18 protein-coding genes and 1 pseudogene are annotated in these 19,040 nt (G+C 75.0%); 14 read left to right on the top strand and 5 right to left on the bottom strand.

Going from position 1 to position 19,040, the window contains the following annotated elements:
• Positions 1-10: 10 nt before the first annotated feature.
• Positions 11-637: pseudogene (locus tag ACZ8ZB_RS27930) on the top strand (hypothetical protein); the annotation flags it as partial.
• 62 nt (positions 638-699) lie between these two features.
• Positions 700-1,122, top strand: coding sequence for an acyl-CoA thioesterase (locus ACZ8ZB_RS27925; protein WP_470740382.1), 423 nt, complete (start codon positions 700-702; stop codon positions 1,120-1,122).
• A gap of 3 nt (positions 1,123-1,125) precedes the next feature.
• Here the strand turns inward: ACZ8ZB_RS27925 and ACZ8ZB_RS27920 are convergent, their stop codons facing one another.
• Entirely contained in the window at positions 1,126-1,527 is a 402-nt protein-coding gene (locus ACZ8ZB_RS27920; protein ID WP_470740381.1) for a winged helix-turn-helix transcriptional regulator, read from the bottom strand.
• 196 nt (positions 1,528-1,723) lie between these two features.
• Here ACZ8ZB_RS27920 and ACZ8ZB_RS27915 point away from each other — a divergent pair, with 196 nt between their 5' ends.
• From ACZ8ZB_RS27915 to ACZ8ZB_RS27880, 8 genes are all read left to right on the top strand, one after another.
• Complete coding sequence (locus ACZ8ZB_RS27915; RefSeq protein WP_470740380.1) at positions 1,724-3,082, top strand: MFS transporter; 1,359 nt, start codon at positions 1,724-1,726, stop codon at positions 3,080-3,082.
• 260 nt (positions 3,083-3,342) lie between these two features.
• Positions 3,343-4,224: a lysozyme gene (locus tag ACZ8ZB_RS27910; RefSeq protein WP_470740379.1), complete on the top strand. Its 882-nt coding sequence runs from the start codon at positions 3,343-3,345 to the stop codon at positions 4,222-4,224.
• Between the two features lie 91 nt (positions 4,225-4,315).
• Positions 4,316-4,975: a peptidoglycan recognition protein family protein gene (locus ACZ8ZB_RS27905; protein WP_470740378.1), complete on the top strand. Its 660-nt coding sequence runs from the start codon at positions 4,316-4,318 to the stop codon at positions 4,973-4,975.
• Between the two features lie 55 nt (positions 4,976-5,030).
• The gene (locus ACZ8ZB_RS27900; protein WP_470740377.1) at positions 5,031-5,630 is read left to right on the top strand and encodes a 3'-5' exonuclease; all 600 of its coding nucleotides are present in this window, start codon (positions 5,031-5,033) and stop codon (positions 5,628-5,630) included.
• Between the two features lie 107 nt (positions 5,631-5,737).
• Entirely contained in the window at positions 5,738-5,977 is a 240-nt protein-coding gene (locus tag ACZ8ZB_RS27895) for a hypothetical protein (protein WP_470740376.1), read from the top strand.
• Positions 5,978-6,139: 162 nt separating this feature from the next.
• Positions 6,140-6,856, top strand: coding sequence for a TIGR04222 domain-containing membrane protein (locus tag ACZ8ZB_RS27890; protein ID WP_470740375.1), 717 nt, complete (start codon positions 6,140-6,142; stop codon positions 6,854-6,856).
• Between the two features lie 182 nt (positions 6,857-7,038).
• Positions 7,039-7,695, top strand: a complete 657-nt coding sequence (locus tag ACZ8ZB_RS27885) for a hypothetical protein (protein WP_470740374.1) — start codon at positions 7,039-7,041, stop codon at positions 7,693-7,695.
• Positions 7,696-7,738: 43 nt separating this feature from the next.
• Positions 7,739-8,281: a GNAT family N-acetyltransferase gene (locus ACZ8ZB_RS27880; protein WP_470740373.1), complete on the top strand. Its 543-nt coding sequence runs from the start codon at positions 7,739-7,741 to the stop codon at positions 8,279-8,281.
• Between the two features lie 195 nt (positions 8,282-8,476).
• On the opposite strand, the gene ACZ8ZB_RS27875 is transcribed toward ACZ8ZB_RS27880, so the two are convergent.
• On the bottom strand, positions 8,477-10,150 hold the full coding sequence (locus tag ACZ8ZB_RS27875; protein WP_470740372.1) for an AMP-binding protein: 1,674 nt from the start codon (positions 10,148-10,150) through the stop codon (positions 8,477-8,479).
• A gap of 387 nt (positions 10,151-10,537) precedes the next feature.
• Between ACZ8ZB_RS27875 and ACZ8ZB_RS27870 the strand changes: the two genes are divergently transcribed.
• Together ACZ8ZB_RS27870 and ACZ8ZB_RS27865 are read left to right on the top strand one after the other, a co-directional pair.
• Positions 10,538-13,342 carry a helix-turn-helix transcriptional regulator gene (locus ACZ8ZB_RS27870; RefSeq protein ID WP_470740371.1) on the top strand — a complete coding sequence of 935 codons (2,805 nt, stop codon included), beginning with the start codon at positions 10,538-10,540 and terminating at the stop codon, positions 13,340-13,342.
• Positions 13,343-13,538: 196 nt separating this feature from the next.
• On the top strand, positions 13,539-14,327 hold the full coding sequence (locus tag ACZ8ZB_RS27865) for a S1 family peptidase (RefSeq protein ID WP_470740370.1): 789 nt from the start codon (positions 13,539-13,541) through the stop codon (positions 14,325-14,327).
• A 101-nt stretch (positions 14,328-14,428) separates the two neighbouring features.
• Here ACZ8ZB_RS27865 and ACZ8ZB_RS27860 read toward each other — a convergent pair whose 3' ends face one another.
• Entirely contained in the window at positions 14,429-15,523 is a 1,095-nt protein-coding gene (locus ACZ8ZB_RS27860; protein ID WP_470740369.1) for a winged helix DNA-binding domain-containing protein, read from the bottom strand.
• Between the two features lie 100 nt (positions 15,524-15,623).
• On the opposite strand from ACZ8ZB_RS27860, the gene ACZ8ZB_RS27855 reads away from it, so the two are divergent.
• Positions 15,624-16,553 (top strand): polysaccharide pyruvyl transferase family protein, encoded by a 930-nt coding sequence (locus tag ACZ8ZB_RS27855; RefSeq protein WP_470741596.1) that lies wholly within the window; start codon positions 15,624-15,626, stop codon positions 16,551-16,553.
• A gap of 59 nt (positions 16,554-16,612) precedes the next feature.
• Entirely contained in the window at positions 16,613-16,933 is a 321-nt protein-coding gene (locus tag ACZ8ZB_RS27850) for a DUF3040 domain-containing protein (protein ID WP_470740368.1), read from the top strand.
• 246 nt (positions 16,934-17,179) lie between these two features.
• On the opposite strand, the gene ACZ8ZB_RS27845 is transcribed toward ACZ8ZB_RS27850, so the two are convergent.
• Both ACZ8ZB_RS27845 and ACZ8ZB_RS27840 read right to left on the bottom strand, forming a co-directional pair.
• Positions 17,180-18,076: a glycosyltransferase family 2 protein gene (locus ACZ8ZB_RS27845; RefSeq protein WP_470740367.1), complete on the bottom strand. Its 897-nt coding sequence runs from the start codon at positions 18,074-18,076 to the stop codon at positions 17,180-17,182.
• Positions 18,073-18,948, bottom strand: a complete 876-nt coding sequence (locus ACZ8ZB_RS27840; protein ID WP_470740366.1) for a glycosyltransferase family 2 protein — start codon at positions 18,946-18,948, stop codon at positions 18,073-18,075. Before ACZ8ZB_RS27840 ends, ACZ8ZB_RS27845 begins: the two co-directional genes overlap by 4 nt.
• Positions 18,949-19,040: the final 92 nt, after the last annotated feature.

The following is a 19,040-nucleotide window of genomic DNA, read 5'->3' as shown; positions in this document are numbered from 1 at the left end:
CCGCTCACCGCCGCTCACCGCCGCGCAGCGCCGCCTCGTCGACGCCGCCGATCCCGGCACGGGGCGGCTGAGGGGTACGCCGGCGCAGCTCGCCGCGCTGGTGAAGCGCGGGCTCGCGTTCCGGCATCCGAGGCCGCCGCACGACCACTTCCTGACCCCGGCGGGGCACCGGATACGGGAGGCGGAGCCGGAACCGGAGCCCGCCCCGGCGGAAACGGGCGGACCGGCCGCGACCGGGGTGTTCGCCGCACGCGTCGGCGGCGAACACCCCGCTCCGGAGTCGGGCCCCGCCCGGCTGCGGGAGGTGCGCGGTGCCTGGCAGGGCATGCTGGAGCTGCGCCGGATGACCAATCCCGACGGCGCCACCGACCGGCCGTGCGGCTGGGAGCGTACGCATCTGGTGCAGGCCGCCGCGCTCGCCCTGGAGGCCGCCGGGCATCGCCCGGCCGGTGACGGCGAGGGCGGTTACCGGGTGCGGGAGACCCCGCAGCCGGAGGCGGTCGCCGTGTACGAGCCGGACGGCACCGCGCTGTGGGCCTGCGCGGCCACGCTGGAGGGGGCCGGCTGGCAGGTCGGGGAGTACACGGAGCCGAGGACCCGGGCGCGCTATCTGCTGGCCTCCCCGCGCCGGGTGTGAGGTGCGTGCCAGGATCGGTGGGTGATGCACCGGACCGAGCAGACGTGAAGGGGACAGACGCGATGAGCGAGCCGTTTTCCGTCCGGGTGACCGTGCGCGGATACGAGACCGACGTGCAGGGGCACCTCAACCAGGCCGTGTACCTCAACTACGCCGAGCACGCCCGCTGGTCGCTGCTCCAGGAGGCGGGGATCAGCCAGTCCGGGCTCATCTCCCAGGGCGTGGGGCCGGTCGCCCTGGAGACCACCATCCGTTACAAGCGGGAGTTGCTCGCCGGTGACGAGGCCGACGTGAGCTGTACCTTCACCTGGAGCGGCGGCAAGGTCTTCACCATCGAGCAGACGATCACCAAGGCGGACGGCACCGTGGCCGCCGAGATCACGGCCGTCGGCGGCCTGCTGGACCTCGAGCGGCGCAAGCTCGTACCGGACCCGCGGGGCGTCTTCCGGGACCTGGCGAAGGACCCGGGCCCGCTAGGGCTGTAGAACCTACGCGTCGGCGGGTTCGCGGGCGTGCTCGGTGTCGTAGGCCGCCCGCGACTCGGCGATGTGGACCCGGTGGCGCTCGGCCCAGTCCGTCAGCCGCAGCAGCGTCTCGTGCAGTTCGCGGGCCACCGGTGTGAGTTCGTACTCCACCTTCGGCGGCACCGTCGCGTGGACCGTACGGCTGACCAGACCGTCGCGTTCCAGGTTGCGCAGGGTGAGGGTCAGCATGCGCCGGCTGATGCCCTCGATGCCGCGTTCCAGTTCGGTGAAGCGGATGGGGCCGTGCGCCGCCGCCACCAGGATCTGCACACTCCATTTTCCGGAGACCCTGTCAAGAACTTCCCGCACCGGGCACGCGTGCGCGTTCACCACCTGCGGAGTAACACCGGTGTTCCTCTGGGACATCGAACTGCCTCCTTACAGCCACCCCGATGGTCACCCACGATGTCCCCCGTTACAAGTCGTGCACCCATGGGGTCCAGGCAGCAGCAGACGGAGGCTTCCCACCATGTCCACCTCGACCGCGTCACCGGCACCGTCGGCACCGCCACGAACGTACTCCCGCTGGGCGTCTCTCGCCGTGCTGTGTGCGGGGACGCTGATGACGATTCTGGACGGCAACATCGTCACGGTCGCCATGCCGGCGATCCAGGGCGACCTCGGCTTCAGCGCGCCGGGGCTGGCCTGGGTCGTCAACGCCTGTCTCATCCCGTTCGGCGGCCTGCTGCTGCTCGTCGGCCGGCTCGGCGACCTGATCGGCCGGAAGCGGATGTTCACGGCAGGGCTCGCCGTGTTCACCGCGGCCTCCGTGCTGTGCGGGGTGGCGAACGACCAGGGCGTACTGATCGCGGCACGCGCCGTCCAGGGCGTCGGCGGGGCCATGACGTCGGCGGTGGTGCTGGGGATGCTGGTGGCGCTCTTCCCCGAGGGGCGCGAGCAGGCCAGGGCCATCGCGGTGTTCAGCGCCGTGGGAGCGGCGGGCGGAGCGCTCGGCACGTTCCTCGGCGGGGCGCTGACGCAGGCACTGGGCTGGCACTGGATCTTCCTGATCAACCTGCCGATCGGTGTCGTCGCGCTGGTGGCGGCGGTCCGCGTACTGGCCCCCGACCGCCCGGACCCCGGTACGGGGGCCGGGCGGGGCGCCGACCATCCGGGGGCCGCACTGATCACCGGCGCGCTGATGCTCACCGTGTACGTCATCGTCGGCACCGGTCAGCGGAGCCCGGTCCACACCCTGCTCCTGTCCGCCCTCGCCCTGGCGCTGTTCGTGGCGTTCACCCTCCGCCAGGCCCGCGCCGCGCGTCCGCTGCTGCGGCTCGGCCTGTTCCGTTCCCGGTTGCTGAGCGGGGCGAACGCCGTGCAAGTACTGATGATCGCGACGATGTACGGCTTCCAGTTCATCGGCGCGCTGTATCTGCAACGGGTGCTCGGGTACGGCGAGCTGGCCACCGGCCTCGCCTTCCTGCCCGTGCCGGTCGCGATCGGCGTGCTGATGCTGGGTCTGTCCGCGCGGGTCGTGGGCCGGTTCGGCGCCTACCGTGTGCTGCTGTCCGGGCTGGTGCTGATCACCGCCGGAATGGCGCTGCTGAGCCGGGCGCCCGTGGGCGGCGTGTACGTGACGGACGTACTGCCGCCGATGCTGCTGCTCGCCGTGGGGTTCGCCGCCGCGATGCCCGCACTGACCGGGCTCGCCATGTCGGGGGCGCGGGAGGAGGACGCGGGGCTCGCCTCCGGACTGTTCAACACCACTCAGGTGGTGGGCGGTTCGCTGGGCCTCGCCGCGCTTTCGGTGCTCGCGTCGAGCCGGACGGACGGGCTGCTCGCCGAGGGCACCGGGGTGGTGCCGGCGACGGCCGAGGGGTACCAGCTGGCCTTCCGCGTGGCAACCGCGATCGCCGCGGGTGCGCTGGGGCTGGCCGCGCTGACGCTCGGGGCGCGCCGGCAGGAGCGAAGGAACTGAGTTCCGGGCCGGGCTCCGGGGAACCGGGGCCCGGTTCTGTTTTCATCCGATGAAAGTTTCCTCCTTTCGGCTCCCGAGTTTCCTGGCTCTCCACTCCTACAGTGGGCCAGACCACCGGAGAGGACAGGAAACTCTTCAAGGCCGTGCATCCACGTGCGTAATTAATGACGCGCGCACATCAAAAAAGTACGGAACTGCCCAGGTGGCAGCGGCCGACGTCACCTCCTTCTCATCCCCACGTGTGCCAGGAGGCAAGTCCCATGCAGGTTCTCCCCCACGTCCCCCGCCCCGGAAGACGGGCGGCCACCGCGCTCGGCGTCCTCGGCGCCGCGCTGACGCTCACGGCCACCGCCGTCGGCGGCGCGAACGCCGCGCCGCAGCCCGACCCGCGCCCCCTCGACATCAAGCCCGGCCAGGCCTACATGGGCGTCGGCGCCCGCATCCACGAGGGCGTTCCCGCCGAGGTCCCGACGCGGGACCCGCTCGCCTCCACCGGCGGCGTGCAGGGCATCGACGTCTCGAACTGGCAGGGCGGCATCGACTGGACCTCGGTGCGCAACGCCGGCATCCAGTTCGCCTGGATGAAGGCGACCGAGGGCACCGGTTACACGGACCCCCGCTTCAACACCAACTACCCCGCCGCGCACGCCGCGGGCGTGATCCGCGGCGCGTACCACTTCGCGCTCCCCAACACTTCCAGCGGCGCCGCCCAGGCGACCTACTTCGCCGCCAACGGCGGCGCCTGGTCGCGCGACAACCTCACCCTGCCGGGCGTCCTGGACATCGAGCACAACCCGTACGGGGCGATGTGCTACGGCCTGTCCACGACGCAGATGCGCACCTGGATCAACGACTTCCACACCACGTACAAGGCGCGCACGAGCCGGGACGTCGTCATCTACACGACGGCGAGCTGGTGGAACACCTGCACCGGCAACTGGACCGGCATGTCGGCCAAGAGCCCGCTGTGGGTGGCGCACTGGACCTCGGCGGCGTCGCCGACCATCCCGAGCGGTTTCCCCACCTGGACGGTGTGGCAGTACACCAGCACCGGCTCGGTCCCCGGCGTCTCGGGCAACGTGGACCGCGACAAGTTCAACGGCTCCCGCGACCGGCTGCTGGCGCTCGCCAACAACACGTGAGGTCATGGGCCCCGACGCACACGCGATCACACGGTGGGGCCGGCGGTCGTCCGCCGCCGCCCTCTCCCCTCCCCTCCTCACGAGGAGTGACGTGCATCCTCACAGCGCCCTCCGGCGTCGTCTCCTGCTCTCCGGCGCGGCCGCTCTGGCCGCCGCCGCCGCCCTGCCGGGCACCGCGCACGCACGCGACGCCGACGCCATGGAGCCGGACGTCGACTCCACCGCGGCCTGGGGCGCCCGTCCCCCGCGGGGGGCCGTCGGCCTCCTGCCCTACCGGCCGAGCCGGATCGTCGTCCACCACACGGTGAGCGCCAACAGCTCCGACTTCTCCCGCGCCCGGGCGCACGCCCACGCCCACTGGGTGCAGGACCTGCACCTGGACAAGAACGACTGGGTCGACACCGGCTACCACTTCCTGGTCAGCCGGGGCGGCTGGATCACCGAGGGCCGGCACGGCAGCCTCCGGGCGCTCACCGGAGGCCGGGACTTCGTGCTCGGCTCCCACACCTCCGGGCAGAACGAGCAGGCCGTCGGCATCGCCTGCGAGGGCGCCTACCACGCGGGCGCGGTGCCGCCGGAGGCGCAGTGGGACGTCCTGGTGAGGCTGTGCGCGTACGTGTGCGCGCGGTACGGCATCCCCTCCGCGCGGCTCCACGGCCACAAGGACTACGGCGGGACCCTGTGCCCGGGTGTGTACCACGAGCTGCTGCCCCGGCTGCGGGCGGAGGTGGCGGCGGCCCGGGCGGCCTGACCGGCGGCGGATCTCGGATGCGGCAGCACGTCCCGGCCTGCGATCCTTGCGTTCCATGGCCCCACGACGCGTCAAACCCAGTCTGTACGTTTCCGTCGACATCGAGGCCGACGGGCCCATTCCCGGACCGTACTCCATGCTGAGCCTGGGCGCGTCCGTCGCCGGGGTGCAGGACGCCGACGGGTTCCGGGCGGCCGACCCCGAGGAACGGACGTTCTACCGGGAACTGCGGCCGATCAGCGCCGAGTTCGTGCCCGAGGCACTGGCGGTGAGCGGCCTCGACCGGGACCGGCTCGGTGCCGAGGGTGTCGAGCCGGCCCTGGCGATGCGGGAGTTCGCCGACTGGGTGCGTGAGGCGGCGGTGGGCTCCCAGCCGGTGATGTGTGGTTACCCGGCGTCGTACGACTGGACGTTCCTGTACTGGTACCTGATCCGCTTCACCGGTTCCAGTCCCTTCGGGCACTCGGGCTGTCTGGACATGAAGACCCTGTACGCCACCAAGGCGGGGCTGCCGCTGCGGGCCGTGGCGAAGGGCGCCATGCCCCGTGAGCTGCTGTCCCGGCGCCGGCACACCCACCACGCGCTGGACGACGCGATCGAACAGGCCGAACTGTTCGCCAACCTCATGGCGTGGCCGGGTCCTTCCCGTCCTTGATGGCCGTCCCTCCCGGCCCCGGACCCCGGCCCGCTCCCGAGCCCCGCACCCCGTGCCCCCGGGGCGTCCGGGGTGCGGATCCGTCCGGTGCGCAGCAGCCTGGGGGCATGGCACATTCCACGGAGCATCCGCACATCGTGGTGCACGCCCCGGCCCTGGACGGCTCCCGGCGGGTCACCTCCGGCGACGACACGCTGGGCATCGCCACGCACGCCGACGACGTGGGCGAGATCCTGCGGCTGGCCGACCTGTACGTCACCGACGTCGAGGGGACGGACCTGATCGAGTGGCAGGGCGGCGGCCCCGACGACTGGCCGGGGCTGTCCGAGCACCACGAGACGACCTGAGCGCCGGTACGGCATCGGCCGTAGCCCGGCTACGGAACCCTCAAGCGAACCTCTGAAGACGGCCCCGGAAGGCTTCGACCGCCCCCTGGCGCGGGCACACTCCCGGCACACGGGGCCCGCCGGCACGGGGGCGGCGGGCCCCTGCCGAAGGGGGGTCCCGCCATGACCGACACCGGGCGCGTCCGGGGGACGCCGCACGAGATCGCCCTGCTGGTCGGCGGTCCGCGCGCCGCGGTCACGGTGGCCCTCGTCGCCCTGCACCTGCGGGGCGCCGTCGAGGCGGGCGCGCCGGGCACGGTACGGGCGGTCGACGGGGAGGCGGGACGGGCCCTGCCGCCGCTTCCGCCGCCGGGGGTCTCCCTCGACGTGGCGGCCGAGGTCGCCGTGGGGCGGGCGGACGCCCTCACGGGCGAGGTGCGCGCGCTGTACCTGGAGAGCGCGGTCCACCACTGCCTGGAGGAGCCCTCCGAGATACGGGAGCTGCTCCGGCACCCGGACGTCCGCTGGGCGCTGGCCGAGGTGCGGGTCGGGCTGGCGGAGGCGGGGATGCTGCGCGCCACGCTGCTCAGGCCGACCAGGGCCGCCCGCCGGCGGGTGAGCGTCCTGCGGAAGGCGTTCCCGGTCCCGTCGAGCCGGCACGCCCTGCCCGACGACCGGAAACTGCTCGCCGTCGCCCTGCACGGCAAACCCGCCCTGAGAGTCCTCGTACCGCGCTTCGCCCTCCGGGCGGGGCTGACCGAACGGGTGAACCTGCGGGAGAAGCGCCTGCTCCGCCCCTCGCTGCGCGGTGGCGGCAGCGGCGGTCACCTCTACTGCGGAGGAGGAGACGGAGGGGGCGGCGGAGGCAGCGACGGAGGCGGAGGCGGCGGTTCGGACTGAGCACGGGGCCGGAAGCCGGTCCACGGAACCGGGCCCACGGCGACCGGTGCGGGCGGGCGTGTGCGACCGCTCCCCGGGACGGTACGGCGAGGGGCGGTCCGTCAGGAGAGGACCGAGTGCCGGACACGCGGCGGGCCGGTGGAGGACGATGGACGCCGTCCTCGGACCACGGGAGGGGTGCCATGCCCGAGAGCCTGCCGGTGCGCTGTCCCGGCTGCCGGCGTTCGCACCGTTACACGGCGCCGTCGTATCCCTGCGCGTGCGGCGCGCCCGTCGCCCCGGCCCTGGATCCGGACGGGGTGCCCGGCCCGGTCGGGCACCGTGCCTGGGACGAGGAGTGGGTCACCGTGCGGTGCGGGCGCTGCGGGTTCCGGGGCGAGTGGCCGCGGCCGGAACTGGGGTGCCCGTGCGGGACGGTGCTGCGGATCCCGGTGGCCGGACCGCGGGGGTCCGTCCCGGCGGAGCGGCCCGGGGCCCCCGTCGTCCCCACCGCGCGGGACGCGGTCACGGCCGCCGTGCTGCACCTGCGCCGGCTCGGCCACGAGGACGTCCGCCGCACCGGCCGGCACTCCCCGCCCGGTGTCGAGCTGGCGGGCCGCGGCGTCCTCGCCCGGGTCGCCCCGTCGGCCCGTCCGGCGACCCCGCGGGACGTGGAGTGCCTGTGGCTGACGGCACTGACGGAATCCGCCGCGTGCCTGTACTTCTCCGCCGCCGGCTACACCGAGGAGGCCCGCGCCCGCGCCGACGCCCTGGACGTCCCGCTGTTCCTGCTCGACCTCACCGGCGCCCCGCAGCCGGTGAACGCTCCCGCCGAGGCCCTGGACACCGACGGGGCCTGAAATCCCGGCGACGCGCCCGCCACCGGTCGCCGATACTCGGCGGATGCGCATCCGCCCCGCCGAACCCGGTGAACTGCCCGCCCTCCAGGACGTCGAACGGGCCGCCGGCGCCCCGTTCCGCGACCTCGGCATGCCGGACGTCGCCGACGACGAGCCGCCCGCCCTGGACGTGCTGGAACGCCACCGCCGGGCGGGCCGCTGCTGGGTGGCGACCGACGAACGGGGCCGGCCCGTGGCGTACTTGATCGCCGACCCCGTGGACGACGCGCTCCACGTGGAGCAGGTCTCCGTCCACCCGCGCGCCGCCCGCCGGGGCGTGGGCCGCGCCCTGCTCGCCCACGCCGCCGCCCACGCCCGCGAGCGGGGCCTGACCGCGCTGACGCTGACCACGTTCGCCGGCGTGCCGTGGAACGCCCCGTACTACGCGCGCCTCGGCTTCCGCACCCTGAGCGAGCCCGAACTCACTCCCGGACTGCGCCGGATCCGCGCCGAGGAGGCCGCGCACGGGCTCGACCGGTGGCCGCGCGTGTGCATGCGCGCGGACGTTCCGCGCACCGCCGGGACGGCCGGCACACTGCCCGGCTGACGATCGGACCGGCAGAGGGGCAGGACTTCCCCGGCTGCCACGACGCCGTGCGCGAGCACGTCGCCGGCCTCCCGCGGCGCCCGTCGCCGAGGGCCTCGCGGTCGGGCCACGCGGCGACCGCCCGGCCGGGGCCGGCGCCGAGGGCGCCGCCGAGCAGCGGGGTCCCGCCGGTCCCGGGCGCCCGGGAGGGCCCGGTCACCGGAAGTCCTCCTCGCGGTACTCGTCGGTGGAGCCCGCGGCCGTGGCCTCGCGCAGCTCGATGCGGCGGATCTTGCCGGAGACGGTCTTGGGCAGCTCGCCGAACTCCAGGCGGCGGACGCGCTTGTAGGGGGCGAGCGCCTCCCGGGAGTGCTCGAAGAGCACCTTCGCGGTGTCCGGGCCGGGCCGCCAGCCCTCCGCGAGCACGATGTACGCCTTGGGGACGGCCAGCCGCAGCTCGTCCGGGGCGGGCACGACGGCCGCCTCGGCGACCGCCTCGTGCTCCAGCAGGGCGCTCTCCAGCTCGAAGGGGCTGATCTTGTAGTCGCTCGCCTTGAAGACGTCGTCCGCGCGCCCGACGTAGGTGATGTACCCGTCCTCGTCGCGGGAGCCGATGTCGCCCGTCCGGTAGTAGCCGCCGGCCATCGCCTCGGCCGTGCGGTCCGGGTCGCCGTGGTAGCCGGTCATCAGGCCCACCGGGCGGTCGGAGAGGTCGAGCGCGATCTCGCCCTCGGCGGCGCCGGGGGCGCCGGAGACCGGGTCGAGGAGCTCGACGCGGTAGCCGGGACCGGGACGGCCCATGGAACCGGCCTTGAGGACCTGGCCGGGGCTGTTGGAGATCTGGACGGCGGTCTCGGTCTGGCCGAAGCCGTCCCGGACGGTGACGCCCCAGGCGCGCCGGACCTGCTCGACGACCTCGGGGTTGAGGGGCTCGCCGGCGGCGACGACCTCGCGCGGCGGGGTGCGCAGCTGTGCCAGGTCGGCCTGGATGAGCATGCGCCACACGGTGGGCGGGGCGCAGAACGTGGTGACGCCGGCCTTGTCCATCTCGGCCATCAGGCGGGACGCGTCGAAGCGGGTGTAGTTGTGCAGGAAGACGGTCGCCTCGGCGTTCCACGGGGCGAACAGGTTGGACCAGGCGTGCTTGGCCCAGCCGGGCGAGGAGATGTTGAGGTGCACGTCGCCGGGTTTCAGGCCGATCCAGTACATGGTCGCCAGATGCCCGATCGGGTACGAGGTGTGGGTGTGCTCGACCAGCTTGGGGCGGGCGGTGGTGCCGGAGGTGAAGTACAGCATCAGCGGGTCGTCGGGGAGGGTGGGCCCGTCGGGCGCGAAGTGCTCGGCGGCGCCGTGGGTGTCCTCGTAGGGGAGCCAGTCGTCGGCGGCCCCCGCCCCCACCGCGGTCCGGGTGTAGTCGCCGGGCACCTCGTCGAACTTCGCGGTGTCGGCGGCGCGCGCGATCACGTGGCGGACGCGGCCCCGCTCGACGCGGTCGCGCAGGTCGGCGGGGCCGAGCAGCGGGGTGGCCGGGACGACCACGGCGCGCAGCTTCATCGCGGCCAGGGCGGTCTCCCACAGCTCGGCCTGGTTGCCGAGCATCACCAGCATCCGGTCCTCGGCGGCCACGCCCCGCTGCCGGAACCAGTTGGCCACCTGGTCGGAGCGGCGGGCGAGGGCCGCGAAGGACAGCCGGGTCTCGCCCCCGTCCTCCTCGACGAGGTGCAGCGCGGTGCGGTCGTTGCCGTCCGCGATCACGTCGAACCAGTCGAGGGCCCAGTTGAACCGCTCGGGCCGGGGCCAGACGAAGTCCCGGTGGGCGGTGGCGTAGTCCTCGCGGTGTTCCAGCAGGAAGTCCCGGGCCCTGCGGAACTCCTCCGTCGCCGTCGTCATGTCTCCTCCTCGTGCCGGACCATTGCCGGGCGGCTCCCCGCCATCGTGTAATCCGTGATGCGGGTCTCACCACCCCCCGGACGGGGGTGTGCGTCCGCACGGGGGCCGCGGAGGGAGGCCGGGGTGACGGCCGGAACCGTCGAAGCGTACCCGCGGCCGGCGATGCGGGAGCCGGGGTGCGGACCCGGGGACGGGCCGTGGTCGCGGCCCGCCGGACGGGTGGTTGCCATGGGTTTGCGGTGTTTTCCCAGGACGGGTATTACCAGCGGTACGACTTTGGATTTCACCGCGGCCCGGACCGCTGTAATTTGCCTCACTACCCGGTCCGTCCGGAATTAAGGAGCCTGTTGCCTAATATTGGCCAGGACACGCCACACGGAGGGAGCGGTGACCGTGCGACGGGACTTCAAGGAGTCTGCCAGGTGCCGCCCCGACCTGGTCATAGGCCGGGAGGAGCTGTACTCCGAGGCCCGGGAGCAGCTGGCCCGTGGGGGCAGCGTGCTGCTGCACGGCCCCGCGGGAATAGGAAAGTCGACCGTGCTGCGGGCACTTGCGGCGGAAAACGCCGGTGCGACGGGGACGGTGTTGCGCTGCTCGGCCACGGAGTCCGAATCCCATCTTCCGTTCCTGGCGCTGGCCGATCTGTTCGGTCTGGTCCTCGACAGGGTCTCCGCCCGGCTGCCCGCCGCCCAGCGCACCGCCCTGGAGTCGGCGCTCACCGGGCGCGGCGAGTCCAGCCTCCAGCGGGACGGCCTGGCGCTGCGCCTCGCGGTGCTGTCGACGCTGCGGGCGCTGGCCGCCGAGGGGCCGGTCCTCGTCGTCGCCGACGACCTCCAGTGGCTGGATTCCGCCAGCGCCGAACTCCTCGGCTTCGCCGCCCGGCGGCTCGGCGACAGCCCCGTGCGGGTGCTGTGCGCGGTGCGCACGGACGGCGAGGAGTACGACCGTCATCTGCGCGCCTGCCCGCCGGACACGCTCGCCGTGCGGCTGGGCCCGTTCTCCCGGACCCAGGTGTCCGCGCTGCTCGACCACCGCGGCTACACCGGTCTGTCCCGCTCCACGACCCGTGACATCCACCGCACCAGCGGCGGCAACCCGCTGTTCGCCCTCGAACTGGGCCGCGCCCTCGCCGAGAGCCCCGCCCGGCCCAGACCGGGCGAGCCGCTGCCGGTGCCGACCTCGCTGCGGGCCCTGGTGCTGAGCCGTCTGGAGATGCTGTCGGACGAGGCGCGCCGCACCCTGCTGGTGGCCAGCGCGGGCGCCCGTCCCACCCTGGCGCTGCTGCACGCGGCCGGCCGGGAGAACGCCGAGGCGGAAACGGCGCAGGCCGCCGCGCTGGGGCTGCTGGCGACGGACCCGGAGGAGCCGGCGCTGCGGTTCGCGCATCCGCTGATCTCGGCCGCCCTGTACGCGGAGGCCCCGGCGGGGGAACGGCGGGCGGTGCACACGGCGCTGTCCACGGCGGCCTCCGACCCCATCGAGCGGGCCCGGCACCTGGCGCTGGCCGCCACCGGCCCCGATCCGCAGGTGGCGGCCCGGCTCGCCGAGGCCGCCGCGCTGGCCCGGGACCGCGGGGCGCCCTCGGTCGCCGCCTCGCTCGGGCTGCTCGCCGCCCGGCACACCCCGGCCGACGGCGAGCCGGGCCCCGACGAGCGGCGGCTCCAGGCCGCCGAGGACGCGATCACGGCCGGCGAGGCCGACCTGGCCCGGGACATAGCGCGCGAGGTGCTGACCCGGGCGACGGTGCCGGCGGAGCGGGTGCGGGCGTGGATGGTGGTCATCGAGGCGGCCGGGCAGGCGCTCGGCGAGGTCGACGCCGTGTTCCCGCAGGTGCTGGCCGACGCCGGTGACGACCCCCGGCTGCTGGCACTGGTCCACTACCAGCTGGCCTGGCGGGAGGTGGTGGTGGACGGCGACTTCGCCACGTCCCGTCAGGAGGCCGCGCACGCCGCGGAGCTGGCCGCGCGGGGCGGCGACCGGCGCACCGAGCTGATGGCGCTCGCCTTCCAGTCGTCCACCGAGACCCTGATGGGCCACCCCGACGCCCCCGCCACCATCCGGCGGGCGCTCCAGGAGCCCCAGGATCCCGATGTGGCCTGCCACCACAACGGCGCCGCCATGGCGAGGTTCCGCTGGCTGCTGATGAGCGACCAGCTGCCCGAGGCCCGTACGGCCATCACCGCGCTGCTGCGGGAGGCGCGGCGGCGCGGCATGGTGGAGAGCGAGGTGCACTTCTCGCGGCTGCTCGCCGACACCGAACTGCGCTTCGGGCACTGCGGCCGGGCCCTGGACCTGGCCCGCGAGAGCCTGCGGCTGGCGCGGGACTCCGGGATCGGCGAGAGCGCCTCGGCCATGCTCGCCTCGCTCGCGGAGGCATCGGGCGGGGACGTGGACCGGGCGCTGACGCTGGCCCGCGAGGCGGCGGACCACGCCGAGGTGGACGGCGACCAGTTGTACCTCTCCCTCGCCCTGGCCGCCCTCGGTTACGCCCAGTTGGTGGCGGGGGACGCGCAGGCCGCGGTCCGTTCGCTGCGCCGGGTGCGGGAGCTGGAGCACGGCATGGGCGTCAGCGACCCGGCGCGGGGCCGCTGGCAGGGCGACCTCGCCGAGGCGCTGGTGCGGATCGGCGAGCCCGGCGAGGCGCAGGAGCTCATCGACGTCACACGGGTGCACGCGCTGCGACTGAACCGCGCGAGCGTCCTCGCGGTGCTGGACCGCGCCGAGGCGCTGGTGCGCGCGGCGCGCGGTGAACACCAGGCGGCGCACGCACGGTTGGCGTCGGCGCAGGAGCGGCTCGCCAAGCTGGGGTACGGCCTGGAGGAGGCGCGGGCCGCCTTCGCGCTGGCCCGGCTGCGCGGGCCGGCGCCGGGGGCGTACGACGAGGCCGCCCGGCTGTTCCGGCGCTGCCGCGCGCTGCCGTGGCTGCGCCAGGTGGAGCGGGCCGTGGCCGCCGGTCCCACGGAGCCGGAGACCGTGCCCGCCGCCGCGCCGAGCGCCCTGGACGGGCTGGCCGCGATGGAACGCCAGGTCGCCGCACTGGTGATGGAGGGCGCCACCAACCGGGAGATCGCCGGCCGGCTGTTCATCAGCGTGAAGACCGTCGAGGCGACCCTCACCCGGGTCTACCGCAAGCTGGGCATCCGCTCCCGGGTCGACATCGTCCGCCTGGCGGCGGGCCGTCGCACCCCGTAGCCCCGCGGGGCGCCATCGGGGCGACCGAGGGTTTTCCCTGCCCCAAGTCCCCTAGGGGGTTCCCTCATTGGGACGGCCGCGCTCAGGGTCGTAGCGTGACGGCGTGCCGCTCGCCGGGCACACGGGGGCCGGTCCCGAGGCCCTCGTGCTCACCCCCACCCCGCGCGATCCCCACCGGCAACCCGTGAGGAGACCCATGTCCGGGCTCACCCGTGCCAAGAAGGCCGCCGCCGCCGCCGCGGCGACCGCCGCGGCCGCGGCGGCGCTGATCGCCGCCCCCTCCGCCGTCGCCGCCCCGCAGCCGATCGTCGGCGGTACGACGACCACGACGTCCGCGTACCCGTTCATGATGCAGATCACCGACGCCTCGCAGGACCAGTTCTGCGGCGGCACCCTCGTCTCGCCCACCAAGGTGGTCACGGCCGCGCACTGCATGGTCGGCGAGACCACGAGCAGCGTGCGCGTGGTCGGCGGGCGCACCTACCGCAACGGCACCGACGGCACGGTCGCCAGAGTCAGCCGGATATGGATCCACCCCAGCTACAGAAGCGTCACCCGGGGCGACGACGTGGCCGTGCTGACCCTGTCGACGTCGATGCCGTACACCACGGCGCCTTACGTCTCCTCCTCCGACACCTCGGTGTACGCGGCCGGCACGACCGCCCGCATCATCGGCTGGGGCACCACCTCCTCCAACGGCAGCTCCTCCAACCAGCTGCGCACCGCGACCGTGCCGACCGTCTCCGACACCAGCTGCCGCGGCTCCTACGGCAGCCGGTACGTGCAGGGCGACATGGTGTGCGCCGGCTACTCCTCCGGCGGTGTGGACACCTGTCAGGGCGACAGCGGCGGGCCGCTGCTGATCGGCGGCCGGCTGGCGGGGATCACCTCCTGGGGCGACGGCTGCGCGGCGGCCGGCTACCCGGGCGTCTACACCCGGCTGACCACGTTCTCCGCGGACGTGACGGCACAGGTCAACGGGTGACGGACACCCCGATGGACTCCTGAGTACCCCTCGGGTGACAGACCAGGGGGCGTTGCGGGCTTCCACGAGCAGCCCGCAACGCCCCCTCTCCATGCCCGCGTTCACTCCCGCACGGTCCCGAAGCGGATGTCGTGCGCCGTCCCCGGGTGCATCACGCGGAGCATCCGCTCCCCCTCGGCGACGACCTCCGCCCGCTGTCGCCCGTCGAGCCGGCCGAACGGCTCGACGACGAGGACGTGTTCGTCCAGCCGCCACAGCCCCGCCAGGAACCCGTCGACGAGGAGGGTGCGGTAGGCGGTGTTGCCCCGCCAGTGGCGGCCCCGGTGCTCGGGCGGTACGACGCGGGTGCGGTCGGCGTGGGAGAGGAGCAGGTTGTCGAACTCGGGCAGGAACCGCGGCGGGGCCGGGGTGTCCGGGCCGGGGCGGGGCGCGTCCGGGAGGTCGAAGAGCTCGACGCCGGCTTCGTCGCGGAAGGTGACGAGGTCCGGGCGGAGGCGTTCGAAGGCCTCGCGCAGCCGGGTCAGGCCGGCCCAGGTCTGCATGTCCTTCACGGAGGCCGGTCCGAAGGCGGCGAGGTAGCGCAGCACGGTGCCGTCGGGCGCCGGCGCGGGCCCGGCGGGCCCGCCCAGCCAGTGCTCGGCCGTGGTGAGCGTGACCTGGCCGCTGCGGCCCCACAGCCCGCGCGGGGTGATCTGCACGAGGGGGAGCCTGCAGCGGGCGGCGACGGAGAGGGACTGCGGGTCGGCGTCGGGCCACTCCTTCAGCAGGGCCTCGCGCAGCTGCTTCATGGTGCGCGGTTCGGCCTCGACGAGTTCCCGGGCGAGGACGGCGAGCCGGTCCAGGTCGACGCCCGCGAGTCCGCTGCGGAACTGGTGCAGCTCGCGCTCGCGGGCGGGCTGCACCAGCGGCCGCAGGGTGAGGCAGTCGCGGGCGGTGTGGGTGTGGATGGTCGAGCGCAGGGTGACGAGGCGGGCGACCGCCCGGTCGGCCATCGGCCGGGACAGCGCCTCGGGGGTGAAGCCGTCGAGGCGGGCGGCGAGCGCGTAGTAGGGCGGCTTGACGTTCTGCGCCTGGAGTCCGACCAGGTGCCCGACCGCGGCCCCGGCGGACATCGGCGAGCGCTCCAGCAGCAACTGCCGTGCGAGGGTGGCCCGGTTCAGCGCCCGTGCGCCGAGCACCTGCTTCGTCGTCGTCATGCCCGCACGCTAGCGGCCGGCGCGGACAGGTGCCGTCCTCGACGGCCACCGGTGCGCGGTGCCGATTGCGCCCCGCCGGAGCGGGCACTCGGTGCGCGCTGTGGACGCACGAGGGCGACCGGGACCGCGCAGGGTCCTGCTGACCGGGTGGTTCAGCTTCCGCGACGGGGAGGCGACCGCCGGGGACGTGCTGGCGCTGCGCCGCGTGGAGGAGGTGCTGCGGGGCGCCGGGATGGCGTACGACGTCGTGTGGAGCCCCGGTTTCCGGCCGGAGGCGCTGCACTTCGACGACGTGCGCCCCGGCGACTACTCGCACCTGGTGTTCGTGTGCGGGCCGCTGCACGGGCCGCAGGTCGAGGAGTTGCACCGGCGCTTCGCGCACTGTGTGCGGATCGCCGTGGGGACGTCGGTGATCGACCCGGACGGAGCGGCCGTGACCGGTTTCCACCGCGTCCTCGCGCGGGACGCCCCCGGCGGCGAGCCGTCCGAGGACCTGGCGGCCCGCGCCCCGGCGGTGCCCGCGCGGCCCGTGGTCGGGGTGATCCTCACCCAGGGGCAGCGGGAGTACGGGGGGCGGCGGCGGCACGAGCGGGTCGCGGAGCTGGTGACGCGCTGGCTGGCCGGGAAGGACTGTGCCCGGCTGGAGCTGGAGACCCGGCTGGACACCCGGGACTGGCATCTGAGCGCGACGCCGGCGCAGGTGCAGTCGGTGCTGGCCCGGCTCGACCTCGTCGTCACCGACCGGCTGCACGGGCTGGTGCTGGCGCTGCGGGCGGGCACGCCGGTGCTGGCGGTCGACCCGGTGGCCGGCGGCGCCAAGGTGACCGCGCAGGCCCGCGCCTGCGGCTGGCCCGCGCTGCTGGCCGCCGAGCGGCTGGACGCGCGCCGGCTGGAGCGGTGGTGGGACTGGTGTCTGACCTCGGGCCGGGTGGCCGCCCGGCAGGTGCGCGACGCGTTCCGCGAGGGGCGGGTGCCGGACGGGGCGGATCGGCTGGTGGAGGTGCTGGCGCCGCGCGCCGGCGCCGGTTAGGCGGGGCGCGCGGCGGGCACCCGGGCGCCTCTGCCCCAGCGGTCGCCGGAGGAGGAACGGTGTCCATCGGTCGGCTTCCCGAGCACGAGCAGCACGTCCTCGACGAGATCGAACGGGCGCTCCGCCGCGACCGCCGCCTGGACCGGCGGCTGCGCACCTTCCGGCTCCGCCGGGGTCCCGGCCTGACGCGTCCGCCGGCGCGGACCGCCTTCCGGCGGCCGCACGGCCGGACCGTGGCGGTCCTGCTCGCGGTGTCCGTCGCGCTGATGGTGACCGGCGTCGTCACCTCGGCCCCGTGGGCGATCTGGGCCTTCGCGGCGGTGTGGCCGCTCACGCTCTTCGCGGCGTTCCGGCTGCTGTGCCGGTGGTGCGGCGGCTGAGCGTCCCCCTCGCGGGCGGCGGGGAACCGGCGCGGCAAGGTGGGCGTCGTGCCCGAACCCGGAGGCGGGAGGTCCGGAGGCGAGAAGCACGGCACCCGCCGGGCCCGGCTCCGCGAGGACGCCGAGAACACCGAGAACACCGAGGACGCCGGGGGCTTCGGCCGGGACGCCGGCACGGCCGCCGACGAGGAGCCGCGGGAGGGCGAAGGCCCGGGAAGCACGGACCGGGCCCACGCGCGCCGGGGTTCAGCCGATGTAGCGGCGGGCCGTGGAGGTGCGCTGGGCGGGGTCCAGGAGGCGCAGGCGGGACTCGACCTCGCGGGGCAGGACCCGGCGTTCGCGCAGTACCCAGGGCAGGGCCGCGGCGGCCTCGGCGAAGGCGCGCAGGGAGGCGGTGTCGCGGGGGACGGTGCGGGCCAGGTCCAGGGTGCGGCGCAGGGCGGGGCGGACCGGGCGGCGCAGCCAGGTGAACCACAGGGTGTTGCGGATGCCGTGCGTCCGGCGCAGGGTGGCGTCCCGCGCGGCCGACGCCTGGTGGTGGACCGTCAGGTGGTCGGCGTAGGTGAGCCACCAGCCGTCGGCCGCCAGGTCGGCTGCGAGCAGCTCCTCCTCGCCGCCGAGCCACAGACGCGGGCTGAAGCCGCCGGCGGTGCGGAAGGCGTCGGTGCGCAGGACGGTCGCGGCGGCCAGGAAGGAGCCGAGGGCCGGGCCGGGCAGCCAGGGCGGGCCGGGGACGGGCGAGTCGCGCAGCTCGCGGACGATCGGGTCGTCGGTGCCGTCCGGCTCGACGATGATCCGCGCCGTGACCGAGCCGAGCGCGGGGTGCCGGTCGAGCAGGTCGGCGGCGCCGGCCAGGGAGCCGGGCGACCACCAGGAGTCGTCGTCGCAGAAGGCGACGTACGGCGTGCGGACGTCCCGTACGGCGAGGTTGCGGCCGACGGCGCCGAGGTTGCGGCCGGGGCGCAGCAGGCGGACGTCCGGGTGGCGGCGGGCGACGGCTTCCGCGGTGCCGTCGGTGGAGCCGTTGTCGGTGACGACCACCGGGGGCCCCTCGGGGAGCCCGGCGAGTTCGCCGAGAGTGCGCAGCAGTTCGGGGCGCCGGTTGTGGGTGATGACGACGACGGTCGTACGGGGGTCGGTCATACGGTCGTCCTTTCCGGTTCCAGCAGGCGGGCGGCCCGTTCCACGTACGGGGGCAGCGGCCTGCGCTCGCGCAGCGCCGCCGGCAGGCGGGCGAGGGCCTCCCGCAGGGCGCGCCGGGCCTGGTCGTCGTCGCGCGCCTCGGCCGCGAGGGCCCCGGTGCGGGCGAGGGCGTACGGGACGGGGCGGCGCAGCCAGGCGGTCAGGACCGCGTTGCGGCGCTGGAGCGCCGGGCGGCCGGGGCGGGCCGCGGGGGCCGGGTGGTGGTGGGCGACGACGTCGGGGCAGTGGGTGACGCCCCAGCCGCGCGCCGCCAGGTCGTAGGCGAGCAGGGTCTCCTCGCCGCCGAAGAACAGCAGCCGGTGGAAGCCGCCCGCGTCGAGGTGGGCGTCGCGGCGGACGACGGCGCCGCAGGCGAGGAAGCCGAGCACCTGGGTGCCGGGGAGATCGGTGGCCGGGCCGAGGGGGGAGCCGGCCAGGACGTCGTTGAGCGGGTCGGGGGCCGCGCCGGGGCCGACGAGGGTGCGGGCGGCGATCAGACCGAGCCGGGGATGGGCGTCGAACAGCTCGGCCGCCCGGCCGAGGGCCCCCGGCGCCCACCAGGAGTCGTCGTCGCTGAACGCCACGTACGGGGTGTCGAGGGCGCGGACCCCGTGGTTGCGGGCGAGGGCGCCGTGGTTGACGGGCAGTGCCAGTGTCCGCACCCCGGGGAAGTCCCGGGCGACCATGGCGCGGGTGCCGTCGGTGGAGGCGTTGTCGGCGACGAGGATCTCGGGCCGCTCGGGCAGCCGGAGCAGCTGCCGGAGGGTGACGGCGAGCCGGTCGCGGCGGTCGCGGGTGGCGATGACGACGCCGAGGCGCGGGTGATCGGTCATGGTGCGTCCTCCTTTGCGCCGGCCGCCCCGTGGCCGCCGGGGCGGGCCCCGGCAGCGCGCGTCCGGGCCGGTGACGGCGGCCCGTGGGCGGG

Source organism: Streptomyces sp. 12E, from assembly GCF_055633275.1.
Note: the sequence above shows the minus strand (reverse complement) of the source record. Positions and strands in the feature narration are given on the sequence as shown.